The sequence below is a fragment of the Citrobacter sp. MNAZ 1397 genome (genome assembly GCF_023613995.1).
Lineage (GTDB): Bacteria > Pseudomonadota > Gammaproteobacteria > Enterobacterales > Enterobacteriaceae > Phytobacter > Phytobacter ursingii.
Window position 1 is genome coordinate 2,254,756 of sequence record NZ_JAKIVH010000001.1, and the last position, 20,462, is coordinate 2,275,217.

The following is a 20,462-nucleotide window of genomic DNA, read 5'->3' on the forward strand; positions in this document are numbered from 1 at the left end:
ATTCCCTGTGTGCTACACAGGCGTTTACGGTATAATCCCGCCTTTTACATCAGACTAAAAAAACGACTTTGACCATTACAAAACTTGAATGGAATGAACTGACTCCGGATACCGAAAGCTATCAGGATGTGTTTAAGCAGTCCGCACTCACTGACGAGACGGTCTTCTTACTGGGCGATACCCAACCCCGATTACAGTATGCGCTGGAGCAATTGCTCCATCCTATGGCGACGTCACGCTTTATGTTGGCAAAAGCGCCAGAAGAGGAAGAGTACCTTAAGATCCTCGCCGGGGCTGTGTCAGCGTTACAGCCCGAGGAATTCGACGTTGTCGGCGGCGACTATCAGGTTAATGGCGCGACGATTACGCTTACCCCTGCGCAAAACACAGAAGCCAATTTTGCCGGTAAAAACCAGGTTGTTATTGCTGACTGGGTCGAGGCCGAGCAATTATTTGGTTGTTTGCGCCAATTCAATAATGAGATTTCCTTGCAGCCAGGCTTGGTACATCAGGCCAATGGCGGTACGCTGATTATCTCTCTGCGCACCCTGCTGGCGCAGCCTTTGCTGTGGATGCGTTTAAAAACCATGGTGACGCGTCGTCGTTTTGACTGGGTCGCCTTTGATGAATCACGCCCCCTGCCCGTTTCAGTCCCATCACTGCCACTCGATCTTCGTGTCATCCTCGTCGGTGAACGGGATTCTCTGGCGGATTTTCAGGAGATGGAACCAGAGCTCGCTGAACAGTCTATCTATAGCGAATATGAAGACAACCTGCAGGTTAGCGACGCAGAAACCCTGGCACAATGGTGTCAGTGGGTTCAACTGGTTGCCCGGGAGGCTGAATTGCCCTCCCCGTCGGCAGATGCCTGGCCGATCCTGATTCGGGAAGCCGTTCGTTATACGGGCGATCAAGAAACACTGCCGCTCTGCCCGCTCTGGTTGACCCGTCAGTTAGGTGAAGTTTCCGCGATGACTGACGCGCAGACTTTTGACGCTGAACAGCTAACTACCATGCTTACTCAGCGTGAATGGCGCGAAGGCTATCTGGCCGAGCGCATGCAAGATGAAATTCTGTTAGAGCAGATCCTCATTGAGACGGAAGGTGAACAGACAGGTCAAATCAACGCCCTGTCAGTTGTTGAGTTTCCTGGGCATCCGCGTGCGTTTGGCGAACCTTCACGTATCAGCTGTGTTGTGCACATCGGCGATGGTGAATTTAACGACATTGAGCGTAAAGCGGAACTGGGCGGCAACATTCATGCAAAAGGCATGATGATTATGCAGTCATTCCTGATGGCCGAGCTGGAGCTTGAGCAACAAATCCCCTTCTCCGCCTCGCTGACTTTTGAGCAATCTTACAGCGAAGTGGACGGTGACAGCGCATCGATGGCTGAACTTTGCGCCCTGATCAGCGCCCTGGCGGATGTTCCTGTCAGCCAAAGTATCGCTATCACCGGCTCGGTAGATCAATTTGGTCGCGCCCAGCCTGTTGGCGGGCTCAATGAAAAGATCGAAGGGTTCTTTGCTATCTGCCAGAATCGTGGCCTGGACGGCAACCAGGGCGTGATCATACCCGTTGCCAATGTGCGTCATCTTTGTTTACACCAGGCGTTGCTGGATGCCGTTAAGGCAGGTCAATTCTCTATCTGGGCCATTGATGATGTCATGGATGCACTCCCCTTATTGACCAGACTGGTCTGGGATGCAGAAGGACAAACTACACTGAAGCAGACCATCCTGGAGCGTATCGCCCAGGCGACGCAACAAGACGCTCGTCACCGTTATCCGTGGCCGCTTCGTTGGCTTAGCTGGTTCAGTCCGAACTGATCGGACTTGTTCAGCGTACACGTGTTAGCTATCCTGCGTCCGAAACTCACAATAAGGCTTACATAGAACATGGTAGATAAACGCGAATCCTATACAAAAGAAGATCTTCTTGCCTCTGGTCGCGGAGAGCTGTTTGGCGAAAAAGGCCCACAATTACCAGCTCCAAGCATGCTGATGATGGACCGTGTGGTATTAATGACCGAAAACGGTGGGAATTTCGACAAAGGATATGTTGAAGCTGAATTAGATATTAATCCGGACCTGTGGTTCTTCGGTTGCCATTTTATCGGCGATCCGGTAATGCCAGGATGCCTCGGACTGGACGCCATGTGGCAGCTCGTTGGTTTCTACCTTGGCTGGCTCGGTGGTGAAGGCAAAGGCCGTGCGCTGGGCGTAGGCGAAGTGAAATTTACCGGTCAGATTCTGCCGACCGCGAAAAAAGTCACCTACCGCATCCATTTCAAACGCGTTATTAACCGTCGTCTGGTGATGGGTCTGGCCGATGGTGAAGTACTGGTTGACGGCCGTGTTATCTACACCGCGACTGACCTGAAAGTGGGCCTGTTCCAGGACACATCTGCATTCTAATGCTGATTGCCGCGTAAACGAGCCAGAAAGAATGACTCAGGGCAGATAAGGCGAAACCTCCGCAATGCGGAGGTTTCTTGTTTAAAGAGACAGAATCAGGCAATGACGGCCCTGTCCTCCATGGCTTCTCGCCAGCCTCCCATCCATTCGGATCTCTGATTCAGCGTCTGATAAGGACACATTTCTTTTGGCCGTCCCGTGATGCCGGCCTGATACCCACGTTGATGTGCCCGTTCCAGGCGATCTCGCTTTTGTCTCTTCATGCCTCGTTTCCCTCATTTTTTGGTCTGGTGGAAAAGAAAACAGTGGTTACTAAGTATGCAACCACAGGCTACGAATACCCTGGATACCGTTTGTCGTCAATGCGCAAAATTCACGCCAGTGTCATAAATGTGACCTAAACAGAAGTTCATTTGTACAAAAACTGTGAACCAGCACAGGTAATGAATTGAGCACCAAAATAAAAAAAGCCGTCAGACAAAAATGACCTGACGGCGTAGATAATGCAGTTAATTTTACTATGGCAGACGTTTTAGCTCGCTGGCGATACTTGCCGCTTCCTGTTGCCAGGCCACGGCCAGCATTTTCACCATCTCGTCATAACCGTCTTGCTGTTGCCTGAGCTCAATGTGGAAAGGACGTTTAATCAGTTGGCCGCGATGATTCACCAGCCATTCACCACTTACGATAACCCGCCCGTCATAACGACCGTGAAAACCTGTTACCGTAACATTCAGCGTGTCCTGCTCTGTACCTAACGGTTGCGATGCCACAACCCAGCCCGGCAACTGATTGCTTAAATTCGCCACCAGCGTCGTGCGCAACTGTTGGTCCAGCGGGCTTGCCCACAGATTGTTGGTGGCAATCACGTATTGCACATCGCTTGTCTGGTAGACCACGCCATTGCCTGCAAGATAATCCGGCACCGTCACCTGCTCAACCCACAACAGGTGTTGCCCACGCGCATCGCTTTGCACCACCGTTGGCTGCGGCGGTGACGGTAGCTGATAGTAGCTCTTCTTATCACCACTCGTGCTACAAGCCGTCAGAAGCACTGCCAGAAGCGCTATTGTTCCTTTTTTCATTCTTTCGCCCTCTTCGGCTGCGGATCGTCTTTGTCCTTCGCTTCAAACACCAGAGCATTACTCTTATCGTTCAGCGTTTTGAGCACTGGCTGCAGCTCGCGCAACACCTGATCAAGACGCTGCATATCCGCCACCATCTTGTTGTACGCCGCCGAACCTGGCTGGAAGCCTTGCATACTGCGATTAAGCTCACGCAGAGTATTCTGCATATCTGCTGGCAGTTGCTGCATAGACTGACTGGCTGTCAGCTTATTCAGATTATCAAGTGTCGTCTGCAGACGGCGCATCGTCTGCTGGCTCGTCGTTAAGGTATTGGTTGCCTGCTCGATCATTGGGTTAAGCGGCAGATTGTTAATTTTATCCAGCGTATCCATCAGTTTTTGCTGGATCTGCGCCAGACCGCCGCTGACCGTCGGGATGATGCGATAGCCACCAAATTCCGGCATATCGGTTACGGGTGGTGCTTTCGGATAAAAATCGAGATCGACATACAGGGCACCTGTCACAATGTTGCCTGTTTTCAGCGCCGCACGCAGGCCGCGTTTCATTAACTCAGTAAGATGTTCATCCACGTTCGGATCGCCGCCAAACTGGCTTATCAGACGCTGAGGCTCAATACGAATCAGGATAGGTATCCGGTAATCGTCATTCAATTTCTGTCGCATTTCTGGCGTGAAGAACGGTACTTTCGCCACGGTGCCCAGGCGAATACCGCGAAATTCGACCGGGGCGCCTGGCTGCAGACCTCGAATCGAATCTTTGAAGAACATCAGGTAATCGATATGTTCGGTATACAGGGACTCCTGAATACTGCGCTGATCGTCATAGAGCATAAACGCTGTTTTTTCGGCAACTGGCTCTCCCAGTTCATTCCCTTCAGGCACATCAAAACTCACACCGCCGCCAAAAAGGGTACTGAGTGATCCCATTTCAACCCGCATTCCTGCAGAGGTTAAATCCACGGCGATGCCGCTGTCTTTCCAGAAACGCACGTTGCTGGTGACCAGACGATCGTTTGGCGCGTTAATAAAAAGCTGATAAGTGATCGTACGCTTTTGCGTATCGAAAGTGCTGGTCTCAACAGATCCGACGCGGTAGCCACGGAAAAGTACCGGATCGCCTGGAGAGAGTTGCCCTGCTTTTTTGCTGTCCAGGATGATTCGAATCCCTTTTGCATCCGGTGGTGCCAGCGGCGGCGAATCGAGCAGGTTATATCTGTCCGGCTGGCTGCCCTTTTTTCCTGGCTGCAGTTCAATATAGGCGCCAGAAAGTAATGTCCCCAGCCCGCTGATCCCCTCTCGCCCAACCTGTGGCTTGACCACCCAAAAAACAGAGTCGTTGTAGAGCAACTTTTCCATCCCTGTATTCAGGCGCGCTTTAATCTCAACATGAGTAAGATCGTCCGTCAGTGTCGTGCTCTCCACCACGCCGACATCCACGCTGCGGCTTTTGATCGTCGTTTTACCCCCGATGATGCCTTCGGCATTGGTGGTAATGAGCGTCACTTCCGGCCCCTGATGGCTGTAATGGTAAAAGAGGATCCACGCGCCGATGAGGGCCGTGACTATCGGGAATATCCATACCGGCGACCAGTTTTTGACTTTCTGCACTTTCGCCTCCCCACTCGTTTTCTCCATGTTCTTACGACTCCTCATGGCTCGATTCAGGCTCGCGATCCCAGCTCAGGCGGGGATCGAACGTCATTGCCGCAAACATTGTGATGATGACGACCAGCGCAAACATCAGCGCCCCCATGGCTGGATAAATATTCATTAATCCTCCCATGCGCACCAACGCGGAGAGCACCGCGATGACAAATACATCAATCATCGACCAGCGCCCAACAAATTCTACGATTTCATAAATAAAGTGCATGCGTTCACTGTCTCGTCGACCGTGACCTTTTGCATCCCAGCATAACCAGGCGATGGCGATCATTTTTAAGGTTGGCACCATGATACTGGCAATAAAAATCACCAGCGCGACCGGATACGACCCCTCGCTCCAGAGTAAAATCACCCCGGCAAGGATCGTCGATGGCATCTGATCACCCAACAGATCGGTAATCATGATCGGCAAAATATTGGCAGGCAGATACAGCAGGATAGACGTCACCAGTAGTGCCATCGTCCACTGCAGACTGTGTCTGCGTCTGACATAGCCTTTGGTATGACAACGCGGGCAGAGGGGTTCGTCCGCCGCCACAATGGCGGTGCAACATGGACAACTGCGTAATCCCTGGTGAATACCCGCCACACCAACACGCAATGGTGCCACCGGCAGCGGTGCAGGGGAAATATCATCCCAAAGCCAGTGACGGTCCACACACTGCATGGTACGCAGTTGTAACAGGCAAAACAGACACCATGGAATAAAGCTGCTGCCAATGCCCACGTCGCCATAGGCCATCAGTTTGACAAAGCTCACCAGCACGCCGGCCAGAAAAATCTCTGCCATACCCCAGGTCTTGAGCTGGAAAAGGATACGCGCCAGAAACGTTTTGACCCGGAGCGACATCCGCACGCGATTGACCAACAGCAATATGGTCACCAGGCAAAACGCCGGGACCATCTGAACGAAGAGTAAAAAAATTGTCCCGAGGCTGGCGTAATCTTCCGAGAACATCACACCGGGGATCTCCAGCAGCGTCACCTCGCTGGTGACGCCTGCCACTTTCATATTCACAAAGGGGAACAGATTGGAAAGCAGTAGCATGAACAGCGCCACCAGCGCATACGCGGTGGGACGCTGTCTGGGTTCATCCCACTGTGTGGTTAATGTCGCCCCGCAACGCGGACAAGCCGCTTTATGACCATGCTGCATTGGTGGCAAAGCCACCAATAAATCGCACTGGGTGCACAAAATATGTCGGGTGGCGTGGTGATGTTCACACATACAGACTTCCTGAGTTATGCGCCGTTTTTTAGAGCCTCCAGATACTCCCAGCGTTCAAACGCTTCCTCCAGCGCCTGCTCCGCCGAAGCCAGTTCGGCTAGTACTTTCTGCGTGTGGTCGTGAGGCTGGCTGAAAAAGCTGGCATCTGCCACCTGCGCCTGCAATGTCTCCAGTTCCGCCTCCAGCTTTTCCAGCTTTTGCGGCAGTTGTTCAAGCTCACGTTGCAGGTTATAGCTTAGTTTGTTACTGGCTCGTTTAACAGTTTCTGCCTTGTTAACCGATACTTCGGCAACTTTCTTCCCGGATGCGGCTTTATGCGCCTGCGATGCCGCTTGCTGACCACGAGCATCATGATAACCGCCAACGTATTGGCCAATCCGTCCCGCGCCTTCGAAAATCCAGCACTCCGTCACGGTGTTGTCGACGAACTGGCGATCGTGGCTGACCAGCATGACGGTCCCCTGGTAGCTATCAATAAGCTCTTCAAGCAGCTCCAGCGTTTCGACATCCAAATCGTTAGTGGGTTCGTCGAGAATCAATAAGTTACTGGGTTTCAGGAACAAACGTGCCAACAACAGTCGGTTACGTTCACCGCCGGAGAGCGCGCGCACCGGTGTCATCGCCCGTTTCGGGTGGAAGAGAAAATCCTGCAGGTAGCCCAACACATGGCGCGGCTTGCCGTTTACCATCACTTCCTGTTTGCCCTCAGCCAGGTTATCCATCACCGTTTTGTCCGGATCGAGCTCCGCACGGTGCTGGTCAAAGTAGGCCACTTCCAGTTTGGTACCGCAATGAATGCGCCCACTGTCGGCCTGCAATTGGCCAAGCATCAACTTGAGCAGCGTGGTTTTACCACAACCATTCGGCCCAATCAGCGCAATCTTGTCGCCGCGTTGAACCTGAGCAGAGAAGTCCTGGACCAGTACTTTGCCGTCCACCTGATAGTTGACGTTTTCCATCTCAAAGACGATTTTGCCCGAGCGACTTGCTTCCTCAACCTGCATCTTCGCGCTACCCATCACCTCGCGGCGCTCGCTACGTTCGCGACGCATGGCTTTCAATGCGCGTACGCGGCCTTCATTACGGGTACGGCGGGCCTTGATGCCCTGGCGGATCCAGACTTCTTCCTGCGCCAGCTTGCGGTCAAACTCCGCATTTTGCAGTTCTTCAACGCGCAGGTTTTCTTCTTTTTCCAGCAGATAAGTGTCGTAATCGCCGGGATAGGTCACCAGTTTGCCGCGATCCAGATCGACAATACGGGTCGCCATATTGCGGATAAAGGAACGGTCATGCGAGATAAAAATAATGGTGCCGCTGAAGGTTTTCAGGAACCCTTCCAGCCAGTCGATGGTTTCAATATCAAGGTGGTTTGTCGGTTCATCAAGCAGCAGCACTTTCGGTCCACTGACCAGCGCACGTCCCAGCGCCGCCTTACGCAACCAGCCGCCAGAGAGCGACGCCAGCGGCATGTCGGCTTCCAGCCCCAGTTGCGCCAGCACTTCATTGATACGGTTTTCGAGCTGCCAGAGGCCATGGTGGTCCAGCAGTTCCTGTAAGCGTGCCATCTCATTGAGGTTTTTATCGCTTGGGTCGGTCATCACCAGATGTGAAATGTCGTGATAGCCCTTGAGGTACTCCGCCTGCTCTTCAATCCCTTCGGCGACAAAGTCGTAAACGCTGCCCGCGACGTTGCGCGGCGGATCCTGTTGCAAACGTGCCACGATCAAATCCTGTTCATACACGATGCGGCCATCATCCAGCCCCTGCTCGCGATTGAGGATTTTCATCAGCGTCGATTTACCCGCGCCGTTACGCCCTACCAGACAGACGCGTTCGTTATCCTCAATATGCAGTTCGGCATTATCGAGAAGGGGCGCATCGCTGAACGACAGCCAGGCGCCATGCATACTAATTAATGACATCTATTTATCCTTTCAGGCTGCGGTAATCAGCCAGCAGTTGTGGATCTGACGGTTACGGGCGAAATCTTGCGACTGCGTTTTTTGGGTAATTTCTTGTGCTTTGAGCCCAAGCGTAGCCAGCCCTTCAGTATCCATACGGAAACCGCGTTTGTTGTTTGAGAACATGATCGTGCCGCCTTTGCGCAGCAAACGTTTAAGGTCTTTCATCAGCGTCAGGTGATCGCGCTGAACGTCGAAAGAGTCTTCCATGCGTTTTGAGTTCGAGAATGTAGGCGGATCGATAAAAATCAGATCGAACTGTTCATCGGTTTCGCGTAACCATGCCAGTACATCAGCCTGCAGCAGACGGTGTGGACGACCGGTCAGGCCGTTGAGACGCAAGTTGCGTTCCGCCCACTCCAGATAGGTACGCGACATATCCACCGTCGTGGTACTGCGCGCGCCGCCAAGCCCGGCGTGAACACTCGCACTACCGGTATAAGAGAAGAGATTGAGGAAATCTTTGCCCTTGCTCATCTGACCCAGCATACGACGCGCGATACGGTGATCGAGAAACAGCCCCGTATCCAGATAGTCCGTCAGGTTCACCCACAGTTTGGCGTTGTATTCACTAACCTGGAGGAATTCACCCTTTTCACTCATCTTCTGGTACTGGTTGTTGCCTTTCTGCCGTTCACGGGTTTTCAACACCAGCTTGTTCGGCGCAATCCCCAGCACGGCAATGGTCGCGGCAATAATGTCAAACAGACGCTGACGCGCTTTTTGCGCATCGATGGTTTTGGGCGGCGCGTACTCTTGCACCACCACCCAGTCACCGTAGCGATCGACAGCCACGTTATAATCCGGCAGATCGGCATCGTACAGGCGATAGCATTCAATGCCTTCCTGACGCGCCCATTTTTCCAGCTTCTTAAGATTCTTACGCAGGCGGTTGGCGTAATCCTCGGCCATTGCCGGCGCTTTTGCTTCGCCCGTGTTTTCCGTCAGGTGATAGTTTTTCTGCACACAATCCAGCGGGCCGTTTTTAGCCTTGAACTGGCGGTCAGCGCGCAATTGCAGGCAGTTAAGTAAATCGACAGAGGCGCTGAACAGCGACAGATTCCAGCCGCCAAATTGCGATTTCAATGTCCGTCCCAGCAGGCTGTGCAGGGCAATCAGCGCCGGTTCGCTTTCCAGACGCTCGCCGTACGGCGGGTTGCTGATAACGGTGCCATACGGCCCTTTCGGCAGCGGATTGCTTAACTGCGCCACATCTTTTACGTCGAAAGTGACCAGCTCGCCAACCCCGGCACGACGGGCGTTACGCTGCGCGCGCTCAATGACGCGAGGATCGTTATCGGAGCCATAAAAATGCGACGTGTAATTGGCCAGCCCAGCCCGTGCACGGGTCTGTGCGTCGGCTTTCACGTCCTGCCAGATTGCCTCATCATGTTGAGCCCAGCCGCCAAAGCCCCAGCGGCTGCGGTGTAAGCCTGGCGCACGATCGGTCGCCCACATGGCCGCTTCAATCAGCAAGGTGCCGGAACCGCACATCGGATCAAGCAGGGGCGTACCCGGCTGCCAGCCAGAGCGCATCACAATCGCCGAAGCGAGGTTTTCTTTGATTGGCGCCATACCTGTGCCGTCACGGTAACCACGCAAGTGCAGGCCTTCCCCACTCAGGTCGAGCGCAATACTGGCCGTCTCTTTATTCAGCCAGACGTTGATGCGTAGATCCGGTGATTCACGATCAACATTCGGACGCGGCAGATTTTTGCGCGTAAAGCTATCGACAATGGCGTCTTTTACTTTCAACGCGCCATACTGGCTGTTGCGAATTTCTTCATTCAGGCCGCTAAAATGGACCGCAAAGGTGGCATTCGGGCTGAAAATCTCCGTCCACGGAATCGCCTGCACGCCGAGGTAAAGGTCCAGATCGCTGTAAACCTTACACTCACTGAGCGGCATCATGATGCGCGAGGCCAGACGACTCCACATCAGGCTTTGGTAAAGCAGCCGTGTGTCACCATGGAAATGGACGCCCCCCTGAACCACCCGGCATTCTTGCCCGCCCAGGTTCTCCAGTTCAGTTTTTAATAGCTCTTCCAGCCCACGGGCCGTACTGGCAAACAGAGAAATCATAAAATCACTTATCGATGAAGAAAATTGTTGCGCATTATAGCCAATCTGGCGTTCATGTCATAAAGTTGAGGGCTTATTTTCGTTCACAGAGGAAATGACGTGGCAACCCTTTCGCGTCTTTTTATCCATCCAGTGAAGTCCATGCGTGGTATTGGCCTGACGCATGCCCTGGCAGACTCCAGCGGATTATCGTTTGATCGCATTTTTATGGTGACCGATGCGGATGGCACCTTTATTACTGCGCGACAATTCCCGCAGATGGTACGCTTTATTCCCTCTCCCCTGACGGATGGACTGCATTTAACCGCACCCGATGGCAGCAGCGCCGTGGTGCGTTTTAATGATTTTGCGCCTCAGAGTGAGCCAACGGAAGTGTGGGGGAATCATTTTACTGCCCGGGTTGCGCCAGAACCCATCAATCAGTGGCTCAGCGGCTTTTTTGCACGAGACGTTCAGCTTCGCTGGGTGGGGCCGCAAACCACGCGCCGGGTAAAACGTTACGAGGATGTTCCGCTCTCGTTTGCCGATGGCTTTCCGTTTTTATTGACCAACGAAGCCTCATTGCGTGATTTACAAAACCGTTGCCCGGCAAGTGTACAGATGGAGCAGTTTCGCCCCAACCTGGTGGTCACCGGCGCCAGTGCATGGGAAGAAGACACCTGGAAAGTAATACGCATCGGCGACGTCGTCTTTGACGTGGTGAAACCGTGCAGCCGTTGTGTTTTTACCACTGTGAGTCCCGAACGTGGGCAAAAACATCCCACTGGTGAACCGCTGGCGACACTCGCCCGTTTTCGCACTGCGCAAGATAATGGCGACGTTGATTTCGGTCAGAACTTAATTGCCCGCAATAGTGGGGTCGTTCGGGTAGGTGATGAGGTAGTGGTCCTTTCCCGCGCACCCGCTAAACCCTATGGCGCAGGACAGTCTGTTGAGTCTGTAGAACAAGAACAGCAAACAGAGGACGTGGTGGATATTGTCTGGCAGGGGCAAAGTTTTCGCGGGAACAATCAGCAAATCTTGCTTGAGCAACTGGAGAATCAGGGGATACGCGTGCCCTATTCCTGTCGGGCGGGCATTTGCGGCTGCTGTCGCATTCGCCTGATTGAGGGTGAGGTCAGCCCGTTGAAAAAATCAGCTATCGCGCAAGATGGCTCCATCCTGAGTTGCAGCTGCGTACCGAAAACCTCAGTTCGCCTGGAAAGTTAAACGGCCTGTTCAAAGCTGAAACTGGCGGCACTGAGCTGCGGTTTCAGCCTGTCATTCATGATCTTAATGGGATCGCCTAATTGCATGGTACGACCGGCGATAACAACCCCCGGCTGCGCCAGCAGGCAAAGTGCGGCATTATCACCCGGTTCAACCACCAGCAAACTAACCTCTTCGCCGCTGTCACTCATTACGACGCTCGCGGCTTCGCCCGCACAGGGAGACCACGGCGTATTGTAGCTGGTAAAGTGCCAGCTTTTAGGCATTTGCGGCTTCAGAAAACGAATGGCCACCAGTGCATTAAGCACCAGTTCGGCACGTTGCTCATTTGAGAGCATCAGGTCGCGGCATTTTTCATCGAAGGAGAAGTATAAGGCGGCATCGTCTACGCAAAACCCGCAGGGAGAAAACGCATCCGGAGTCAACATTTTGCGGGCAAAGCGCGAGCGAAATAACATGCCATTGGCCAGATCGAGCATCATACGATCGTGCTCGTCATCAAAATACCAACGCCAATTATCGTCAGGTTTAATTCGCATTTCTTTCTCCCCTCCCCGTAAACATCCTTTTGCCTTTTTCATCCTGTGCCGTTTCGCTTATTACGCTAAATAAGCAAAGACTAAAATGTACAAATTAGCAACAATCACGGAATATAAAACAACCAGGACCGGAAATAAAGCCCTGGTTGTCTGATAGTGGGTAAAAGATCAGATATGGGTAACGATTTCTTTAATCAATTGCGGGCCTTTAAATATAAAGCCTGAATAAATTTGCACCAGAGATGCCCCTGCGTCCATCTTCTCACGCGCAGCAATCACAGAATCGATACCCCCCACGCCGATAATCGGCAGGCGGCCATTTAATTCCTGAGACAGGCGGCGAATAATTTCTGTGCTTTTTAATTGCAGCGGACGGCCACTTAATCCACCCGCTTCATCGCAATTTTTCATTCCCCGAACCAGTTTCCTGTCCAGCGTTGTATTGGTGGCAATGACGCCGTCAATATTGTGACGAACTAAACTGTCGGCCACCTGGATCAATTCTTCTTCGGAAAGATCCGGAGCGATCTTCACGGCAACAGGAACATATTTATGATGGGTCTGATGAAGAGCTTGCTGTTTATTTTTAATGGCGCTCAGAAGGTCATCCAGAGCTTCGCCATATTGTAATGTTCGCAGGCCCGGCGTGTTTGGCGAGGAAATATTAATAGCGATATAACCGGCATAGGCATAGATTTTTTCCATACAAATCAGATAGTCATCTTTGCCGTTTTCAACTGGCGTATCTTTATTTTTGCCAATATTAATACCCAGCACGCCATCAAAATGCGCTTTTTTCACATTCTCAACCAGGTTATCAACGCCCAGATTGTTAAAGCCCATGCGGTTGATCAACCCTTCGGCGTCGACCAGGCGGAAGAGACGCGGCTTGTCGTTGCCAGGCTGCGGACGCGGCGTCACGGTACCTATTTCGATCGCGCCAAATCCCATCGCACCCAGCGCATCGATACATTCACCATTCTTATCGAGGCCAGCGGCAAGTCCCAGCGGATTTTTAAACGTGAGTCCCATGCATTGTACCGGTTTTTCCGGCACACGCTGACGCACCAGTGCTTCCAGCGGCGTACCCGTAATGCGGCGTAGTTGTTGAAAAGTAAATTCATGAGCGCGCTCGGGGTCGAGCTGGAAAAGGGCTTTACGAACGAAGGGGTAGTACATGAACTCTCCTGGATTCCCGGTGTGCAAACCGGGGGCGTATTATCTTTGATTAAGTGAAGAAATGGAATTGACCTGGGGCAAAAAAAGGTCAACTGGACGCAATCGTTTTCTCATCGTTGCCGTATATTCTTTTTTTAACGATTTTTCGCTGAAAAAATCATTTAGCGGAATATAAAACCTCTGCGACACTGAGCATATTGTTATCAATGCTTGATAAAGCGAAGCAAATGGTTATAAGGAGTGAATATGCGAGTTGTTACCCTGGCGGGAAGCCCGCGCTACCCTTCCCGCTCAAGCGCTCTACTGGAATATGCGCGTGAACGCATGGCGGCCCTTGATGTTGAAGTATGCCACTGGCATTTGCATAACTTTGTCCCGGAAGATTTGCTTTATGGCCGCTTCGACAGCCCTGCCTTGCAGACACTGCTCGAACAATTAACCGAGGCTGACGGGCTGATCATCGCCACCCCGGTGTACAAAGCGTCCTTTTCCGGCGCGCTGAAAACCCTGCTTGATCTGTTCCCTGAACGCGCGCTGGAAGGCAAAGTCGTCCTCCCTTTCGCGACCGGCGGCACCATTGCACATATGCTGGCGGTGGATTATGCGCTCAAGCCGGTTTTGAGCGCATTGAAAGCCCAGGAAATTTTGCATGGCGTCTTCGCCGATGACAGCCAGGTGGTGGATTATCAACATAAACCCCACTTCACAGCGAATTTGCAGACGCGGCTGGACGGTGCGCTGGAAACATTCTGGCAGGCCTTACATCGCCGCGACACGCAAGTGCCCACGATCGGCGCTCATATTGCAAATGTCGCCAGGGCGTCGTAATAAAAAACCGGGTCGCGCTGTACACGCTAACCCGGCTTGTTATCACGCATGATCTGCCCGCTGAACGCTATGCCAGCGCTTTGCTGATCTTCTCAAACAGATCGCCCGACAGATTCGGCAATGCTTTGAGTTGCTCCAGCGCCGCACGCATTTTTTCCTGGCGTTTCGCATCATAACGTTTTAAACGAATCAGCGGTTCAATCAGACGCGAGGCCACCTGCGGGTTGCGGCTGTTCAATTCTGTCAACATTTCGACCATGAACTGATAGCCGCTACCGTCTGGCGCATGGAATGCTGCCGGGTTGCTGCTGGCAAACGCGCCAATCAGCGAACGCACACGGTTCGGGTTGCTCATTGTAAATGAACGGTGTTTTAGCAGACCGCGTACGGTGTCAAGCACGTTCTCTGCCGGGCTAGTCGCCTGTAGAATCAGCCACTTATCCATTACCAGACCGTCCTGATGCCATTTGTCATCGTATTCCTGCATCAGCGCGTCACGGCACGGCAGTTGTGCGGCAACAGCGGCGGAGAGCGCCGCCAGCGCATCCGTCATGTTGTCAGCATGGTGATATTGCTCGCTTACCAGTTTATCGGCCAGTTGCGCGTCGCCGAAGGCGAGATAACGCAGACAGGTGTTACGTAATGCACGCTTGCCGATATCCGCATGTTCCACGCGGTAGGTATCAAGCTTGTTGGCGTTATAAACGGCCAGCACTTCATCTGCCAGCTCGGTAGCCAGCGTGCGGGTCAGCGCTTCGCGTACCGCCACGATGGCAACCGGATCGATAACGTCGAACAATTCGGCGATCTCATTCGCCGACGGCAATGTCAGAATTTCCGCAGCCAGCGCCGGATCGATGTGTTCATCCAGCAGGATCGCGCGGAATGCATCGGCAACATGCAGTGGCAATGAGAGTGCCTGCCCCTGCTGATGGCGGGCAACGTTGAGCTTAATATGTGTCGCCAGCAGGCTCTGCGCGGCATCCCAGCGAGAGAAATCATTGCTGGCATGACGCATCAGGAACGTCAGTTGTTGGTCACTCCATTTATATTCCAGTTTCACCGGTGCAGAGAATTCACGCAGCAGGGACGGTACCGGCTGGAAGTAGACATTATCAAAGACAAAGGTCTGTTCCGGCTGGGTAACGTTCAGCACGTGATGCACAGGATGACCGTCTTTCTGCAATGGGATGACCTTTCCTTCATTATCATAAAGCTCAATGTCAAACGGGATATGCAGCGGGTGTTTCTCGTGCTGTTCCGCTGTAGGCGGCGTACGCTGGCTAATAGTGAGCGTGTACTGCTCGGTCGCCGGATTATAATCGTCGTGTACCGTAACAATCGGCGTCCCCGCCTGGCTATACCAGCGACGGAAATGTGACAAATCGATATTTGACGCATCTTCCATTGCCTGAACAAAATCATCGCAGGTTGCAGCGCTGCCATCGTGACGTTCAAAATAGAGCTGCATCCCTTTCTGGAAATTCTCTTCGCCCAGCAGGGTATGGATCATGCGGATGATTTCAGCCCCTTTCTCATACACCGTCAGGGTGTAGAAGTTATTCATTTCAATAACTTTATCCGGGCGAATCGGATGCGCCATCGGGCTGGCGTCTTCGGCAAATTGCAGCCCGCGCATGGTGCGAACATTATTGATACGGTTTACCGCACGGGAACCCAGGTCCGAGCTGAACTCCTGGTCACGAAACACGGTCAGCCCTTCTTTCAGGCTGAGCTGGAACCAGTCGCGGCAGGTCACGCGGTTACCGGTCCAGTTATGGAAATATTCATGACCAATGACGCGTTCGATATCGAGATAGTCTTTGTCGGTCGCGGTATCTGTACGGGCGAGCACATATTTGGAGTTAAAGACGTTAAGGCCTTTATTCTCCATCGCGCCCATATTAAAGAAGTCCACGGCGACAATCATATAGATGTCGAGGTCGTATTCGAGGCCAAAACGGGTTTCGTCCCATTTCATGGAGTTCTTGAGCGAGGTCATCGCCCACGGCGCGCGGTCAAGGTTGCCACGGTCGACAAAGAGCTCAAGCGCAACTTCACGCCCGGAGCGGGTGGTAAAGGTATCGCGCAGAACATCAAAGTCGCCCGCTACCAGTGCAAACAGGTAACAAGGTTTCGGGAAGGGATCCTGCCACTGTACCCAGTGACGACCGTTTTCCAGATCGCCCTGGCCCACACGGTTACCGTTAGAAAGCAGGAACGGATAGGCGGTTTTGTCGGCAATGATTTTAGTGGTAAATCGCGCCAGAACATCCGGGCGGTCCAGATACCAGGTAATATGGCGGAAACCTTCCGCCTCACATTGAGTACAGAGCGCATCGCCGGACTGATAGAGACCTTCAAGTGCAGTGTTCGCAGCCGGACTGATTTCATTAACGATACGCAATGTGAATCGCTCAGGCAGGCCGTCAATGACCAGGTGATTGTCTTCTTCTTTATATTGTGTCCACGGCTGGTCGTTAACATGGATTGACACTAACGTCAGGTCTTCGCCATTCAGACGCAATGGCACTGGCGAGGCGCTATGACGTGAAATAGTGCTCAGCGCAGTGACAACGGTTTTTGCGGCATCCAGGTCAAAGGTCAAGTCAATATCGCTAATCAGGTAATCCGGCGCACGGTAGTCGTGGCGGTATTTGGCTTGTGGCTGTTGTGTCATAAAAAACCTTTAGCATCTTCTGTTTGGTTACGTCTCCAGTCTATTCCTGTTGCGTAATTCCCGCCACGCAGAATGTTCATCTTTTCAGGGAGAAAAGCTCACTATGCTACATTTTAGTAACATGCGGCACGAAATGCCCTCGACCCGTTTTGCGCGATATGGTGTGATCGGGGTTCAATAAATCAATAAACAAGGTATACTCCAGCGGTTTCCACCTGCTTTGTTTATTGTACTAAACGCTCCTGTGAGAGGATGCTACGGCGCACCATGACACGACTCGCTCCCCCTGCTCTGCAGACGCTGCTGGATACTGATGCCTACAAATTGCATATGCAACAGGCGGTGTTCCATCACTACTACGATGTGCATGTTACAGCTGAATTTCGCTGCCGCGGCGACGATCTTCTCGGCATTTATGCCAGCGCAATTCGCGAAGAAATTGACGCAATGCAACATCTGCGCCTGCAGGAAGACGAATACCAGTGGCTGTCCGGCCTCCCCTTCTTCAAAGCGGATTACCTGCAGTGGCTGCGTAATTTCCGTTATGACCCGTCGCAAGTGACCGTCATAAATGATAATGGCAAGTTGAACATTCGCATGTCCGGGCCATGGCGTGAAGTCATTATGTGGGAAGTGCCGCTACTGGCAGTGATTAGCGAGCTTGTGCATCGCTGCCGCTCTCCGCAGGTGGGTGTTCAGCAGGCCCTGCTGCATCTTGAAACAAAACTGGCGGATTTTGCTACCCGCACTGCAGAGCTGGATATGTCAGGTTTCCGTCTGATGGATTTCGGCACGCGCCGCCGTTTCTCACGCGATGTGCAGTACGCTATCGTGGCACGCCTCAAGCAAGAGCCCTGGTTTATCGGCACCAGCAATTACGATCTTGCACGTCGCCTGTCGCTCACGCCAATGGGTACCCAGGCTCACGAATGGTTCCAGGCACACCAGCAAATCAGCCCGGATCTGGCTACCAGTCAACGTGCCGCACTCGCCGCGTGGCTGGAAGAGTACCCGGAGCAACTCGGTATTGCCCTGACAGACTGTATCACCATGGATGCCTTCCTGCGTGATTTCGGGCCTGTGTTTGCGCAACGTTACCAGGGTTTGCGTCATGATTCTGGCGACCCGGTGGAATGGGGCGAAAAAGCCATCGCGCATTATGAAAAGCTTGGTATCGATCCCCTGTCGAAGACGCTGATTTTTTCTGACAATCTTGATCTCAATAAAGCGCTGGATCTCTATTGCCATTTTGCCTCCCGCATCAAGCTGGGCTTCGGTATTGGTACGCGTCTGACCTGCGATATTCCACATGTGAAACCGCTGAACATCGTGATAAAGCTGGTTGAGTGTAATGGCAAACCGGTAGCGAAGTTATCTGACAGCCCCGGCAAAACCATTTGCCACGATAAAGCCTTTGTGCGTGCGTTGCGCAAAGCGTTCGACCTGCCGCAGGTTAAAAAGGCCAGTTAATCATCGCCGGAAAGGTTAAAAAGCGTCCCAATCGGGGCGTTTTTTATTTGTGATGAATGTTTGCGATTTAGCCATAAATATAAAGCTAACCTGCGAGCTGTTTCCCCCCCACCGCTCACTATCTCAGCGCTGGCAAAAGATTAATTTCCGAAATACCCCTTTTCGCTGCGAATTCTACTTGTCTGATGGCGCTTGCCAGGTAACATAGGTATCCCCCCTTTGTGGGCGGACAAACGATGATCTTTTCCAGACAATTAACAGAGAGAATATTATGAGCGTTGTGCCTGTAGCCGACGTACTCCAGGGCCGCGTCACCGTTGACCAAGAAGTCACCGTGCGCGGATGGGTACGTACCCGCCGAGATTCAAAAGCTGGCATCTCCTTCCTCGCCGTTTATGACGGCTCCTGCTTTGATCCTGTACAGGCTGTCATTAATAATTCTCTGCCCAATTACAATGAAGAAGTTCTTCGCCTGACGACAGGCTGCTCCGTTGTTGTCACCGGCAAAGTGGTGGAATCCCCTGGCGAAGGCCAGAGCTTCGAGTTGCAGGCGACTCAGATAGAAGTCACCGGCTGGGTTGAAGATCCGGACACTTACCCGATGGCGGCGAAACGCCACAGCATCGAGTATTTGCGTGAAGTGGCGCACCTGCGTCCGCGTACCAACCTGATCGGCGCTGTCGCCCGTGTTCGTCATACGCTGGCGCAGGCTCTGCACCGCTTCTTTGATGAGCAGGGTTTCTTCTGGGTTTCCACGCCGCTGATTACTGCATCTGACACCGAAGGCGCAGGTGAAATGTTCCGCGTTTCCACGCTGGATCTGGAAAACCTGCCGCGTAACGATCAGGGCAAAGTTGATTTCGACAAAGATTTCTTCGGTAAAGAGTCATTCCTGACCGTATCTGGTCAGTTGAACGGCGAAACCTACGCCTGTGCGCTGTCCAAAATCTACACCTTTGGCCCAACGTTCCGCGCGGAAAACTCCAACACCAGCCGTCACCTGGCGGAATTCTGGATGCTGGAGCCGGAAGTGGCCTTTGCCGATCTGGAAGATAACGCCCGTCTGGCGGAAGCAATGCTGAAATATGCTTTCAACGCAGTTCTGACTGAGCGTATGGACGACATGAAGTTCTTCGCTGAACGCGTAGATAAAGACGCGATTGCCCGTCTGGAACGTTTCGTTGCGGCAGACTTCGCACAGGTGGACTACACCGACGCCGTAGCCATCCTTGAAACCTGCGGTGAGAAGTTTGAAAACCCGGTTTACTGGGGCGTTGACCTCTCTTCTGAGCACGAGCGCTACCTGGCCGAGAAACATTTTAAAGCACCGGTCGTGGTGAAAAACTATCCGAAAGACATTAAGGCCTTCTATATGCGTCTTAATGACGACGGTAAAACCGTTGCCGCAATGGACGTTCTGGCCCCCGGCATTGGTGAAATCATCGGTGGCTCTCAGCGTGAAGAACGTCTGGATGTGCTCGATGCGCGTATGGCTGAAATGGGTCTTAATAAAGAAGACTACTGGTGGTATCGCGATCTGCGCCGTTATGGCACCGTGCCGCACTCCGGTTTTGGCCTGGGCTTTGAACGTCTGATCGCTTATGTCACCGGCGTGCAAAATGTACGTGATGTCATCCCGTTCCCTCGCACCCCTCGTAGCGCCACGTTTTAACAATAAAAGCCAGCATTTGCTGGCTTTTTTACGCTCTTTCTTATTTCTTCACCGTAGCCGGGCTCACCCGGCTTACGCTTCTACCCATTCCTGGGCGAGATCGCGCTGAAATATTACTGAACAAAAAATAATCCACAGCGGTATTGTGGGTTAGTAATTCCTCATCTGATAGCACGTCTGGATAAAAATCACACAGCATTCCGGACGGCTTAAACGCCTGCCAGGAAAAAGTAAGATGAGAATAATTCCTGTACAAGATTTACCCTTATCTTAATTAAACATAAGCAATTCATATATATAGTTATAAAGCCGATCTTTTTGACAGCGATTGGTTCTGAATTTTGAGGTGGTTCACAAAGTTCCTCAAAATACATAAATTCTTACACATAATTGCTTTCTGTAACCTCTTTAAGACATTTGTAGCACTTTCAGGCTAGCGAAACGA

15 protein-coding genes are annotated in these 20,462 nt (G+C 52.4%); 6 read left to right on the top strand and 9 right to left on the bottom strand.

What is annotated here, in order from left to right; all coding sequences use genetic code 11:
- Positions 1-68: 68 nt before the first annotated feature.
- Together L2097_RS10645 and fabA are read left to right on the top strand one after the other, a co-directional pair.
- Entirely contained in the window at positions 69-1,829 is a 1,761-nt protein-coding gene (locus L2097_RS10645) for an AAA family ATPase (RefSeq protein WP_250352806.1), read from the top strand.
- A 69-nt stretch (positions 1,830-1,898) separates the two neighbouring features.
- Positions 1,899-2,417, top strand: coding sequence for a bifunctional 3-hydroxydecanoyl-ACP dehydratase/trans-2-decenoyl-ACP isomerase (gene fabA / locus L2097_RS10650; RefSeq protein ID WP_039078583.1), 519 nt, complete (start codon positions 1,899-1,901; stop codon positions 2,415-2,417).
- Between the two features lie 95 nt (positions 2,418-2,512).
- Here fabA and rmf read toward each other — a convergent pair whose 3' ends face one another.
- The 6 genes from rmf to rlmKL all read right to left on the bottom strand — a co-directional run bounded on the left by rmf (position 2,513) and on the right by rlmKL (position 10,440).
- Positions 2,513-2,680, bottom strand: coding sequence for a ribosome modulation factor (gene rmf / locus L2097_RS10655; RefSeq protein ID WP_039078582.1), 168 nt, complete (start codon positions 2,678-2,680; stop codon positions 2,513-2,515).
- Between the two features lie 255 nt (positions 2,681-2,935).
- Positions 2,936-3,502, bottom strand: coding sequence for a membrane integrity-associated transporter subunit PqiC (gene pqiC / locus L2097_RS10660; RefSeq protein ID WP_250352807.1), 567 nt, complete (start codon positions 3,500-3,502; stop codon positions 2,936-2,938).
- Positions 3,499-5,139, bottom strand: coding sequence for an intermembrane transport protein PqiB (gene pqiB, locus L2097_RS10665; protein WP_142519000.1), 1,641 nt, complete (start codon positions 5,137-5,139; stop codon positions 3,499-3,501). The genes pqiC and pqiB overlap by 4 nt, the downstream gene beginning before the upstream one ends.
- Positions 5,140-5,143: 4 nt before the next feature.
- Complete coding sequence (gene pqiA / locus L2097_RS10670; RefSeq protein WP_047371005.1) at positions 5,144-6,397, bottom strand: membrane integrity-associated transporter subunit PqiA; 1,254 nt, start codon at positions 6,395-6,397, stop codon at positions 5,144-5,146.
- Positions 6,398-6,411: 14 nt separating this feature from the next.
- A complete protein-coding gene (locus L2097_RS10675) occupies positions 6,412-8,319 on the bottom strand; it encodes an ABC transporter ATP-binding protein (RefSeq protein WP_047371006.1) in 1,908 nt (635 codons plus the stop codon).
- Positions 8,320-8,331: 12 nt separating this feature from the next.
- Positions 8,332-10,440 (bottom strand): bifunctional 23S rRNA (guanine(2069)-N(7))-methyltransferase RlmK/23S rRNA (guanine(2445)-N(2))-methyltransferase RlmL, encoded by a 2,109-nt coding sequence (gene rlmKL / locus L2097_RS10680; protein WP_047371007.1) that lies wholly within the window; start codon positions 10,438-10,440, stop codon positions 8,332-8,334.
- 99 nt (positions 10,441-10,539) lie between these two features.
- On the opposite strand from rlmKL, the gene L2097_RS10685 reads away from it, so the two are divergent.
- Entirely contained in the window at positions 10,540-11,649 is a 1,110-nt protein-coding gene (locus L2097_RS10685; protein WP_250352808.1) for a YcbX family protein, read from the top strand.
- Here L2097_RS10685 and zapC read toward each other — a convergent pair.
- Positions 11,646-12,188 carry a cell division protein ZapC gene (zapC, locus tag L2097_RS10690; RefSeq protein ID WP_250352809.1) on the bottom strand — a complete coding sequence of 181 codons (543 nt, stop codon included), beginning with the start codon at positions 12,186-12,188 and terminating at the stop codon, positions 11,646-11,648. The two genes, L2097_RS10685 and zapC, sit on opposite strands and share 4 nt — an antisense overlap.
- Positions 12,189-12,356: 168 nt before the next feature.
- The gene (gene pyrD, locus L2097_RS10695) at positions 12,357-13,367 is read right to left on the bottom strand and encodes a quinone-dependent dihydroorotate dehydrogenase (protein WP_047371010.1); all 1,011 of its coding nucleotides are present in this window, start codon (positions 13,365-13,367) and stop codon (positions 12,357-12,359) included.
- Positions 13,368-13,613: 246 nt separating this feature from the next.
- Between pyrD and ssuE the strand changes: the two genes are divergently transcribed.
- Positions 13,614-14,195, top strand: coding sequence for an NADPH-dependent FMN reductase (gene ssuE, locus L2097_RS10700; protein ID WP_047371011.1), 582 nt, complete (start codon positions 13,614-13,616; stop codon positions 14,193-14,195).
- Between the two features lie 67 nt (positions 14,196-14,262).
- Here the strand turns inward: ssuE and pepN are convergent, their stop codons facing one another.
- Positions 14,263-16,875 carry an aminopeptidase N gene (gene pepN, locus L2097_RS10705; protein ID WP_047371012.1) on the bottom strand — a complete coding sequence of 871 codons (2,613 nt, stop codon included), beginning with the start codon at positions 16,873-16,875 and terminating at the stop codon, positions 14,263-14,265.
- Between the two features lie 267 nt (positions 16,876-17,142).
- On the opposite strand from pepN, the gene pncB reads away from it, so the two are divergent.
- Both pncB and asnS read left to right on the top strand, forming a co-directional pair.
- Positions 17,143-18,345 carry a nicotinate phosphoribosyltransferase gene (pncB, locus tag L2097_RS10710; protein WP_142519082.1) on the top strand — a complete coding sequence of 401 codons (1,203 nt, stop codon included), beginning with the start codon at positions 17,143-17,145 and terminating at the stop codon, positions 18,343-18,345.
- 271 nt (positions 18,346-18,616) lie between these two features.
- Positions 18,617-20,017, top strand: coding sequence for an asparagine--tRNA ligase (gene asnS / locus L2097_RS10715; protein ID WP_085006027.1), 1,401 nt, complete (start codon positions 18,617-18,619; stop codon positions 20,015-20,017).
- Positions 20,018-20,462 lie beyond the last annotated feature (445 nt).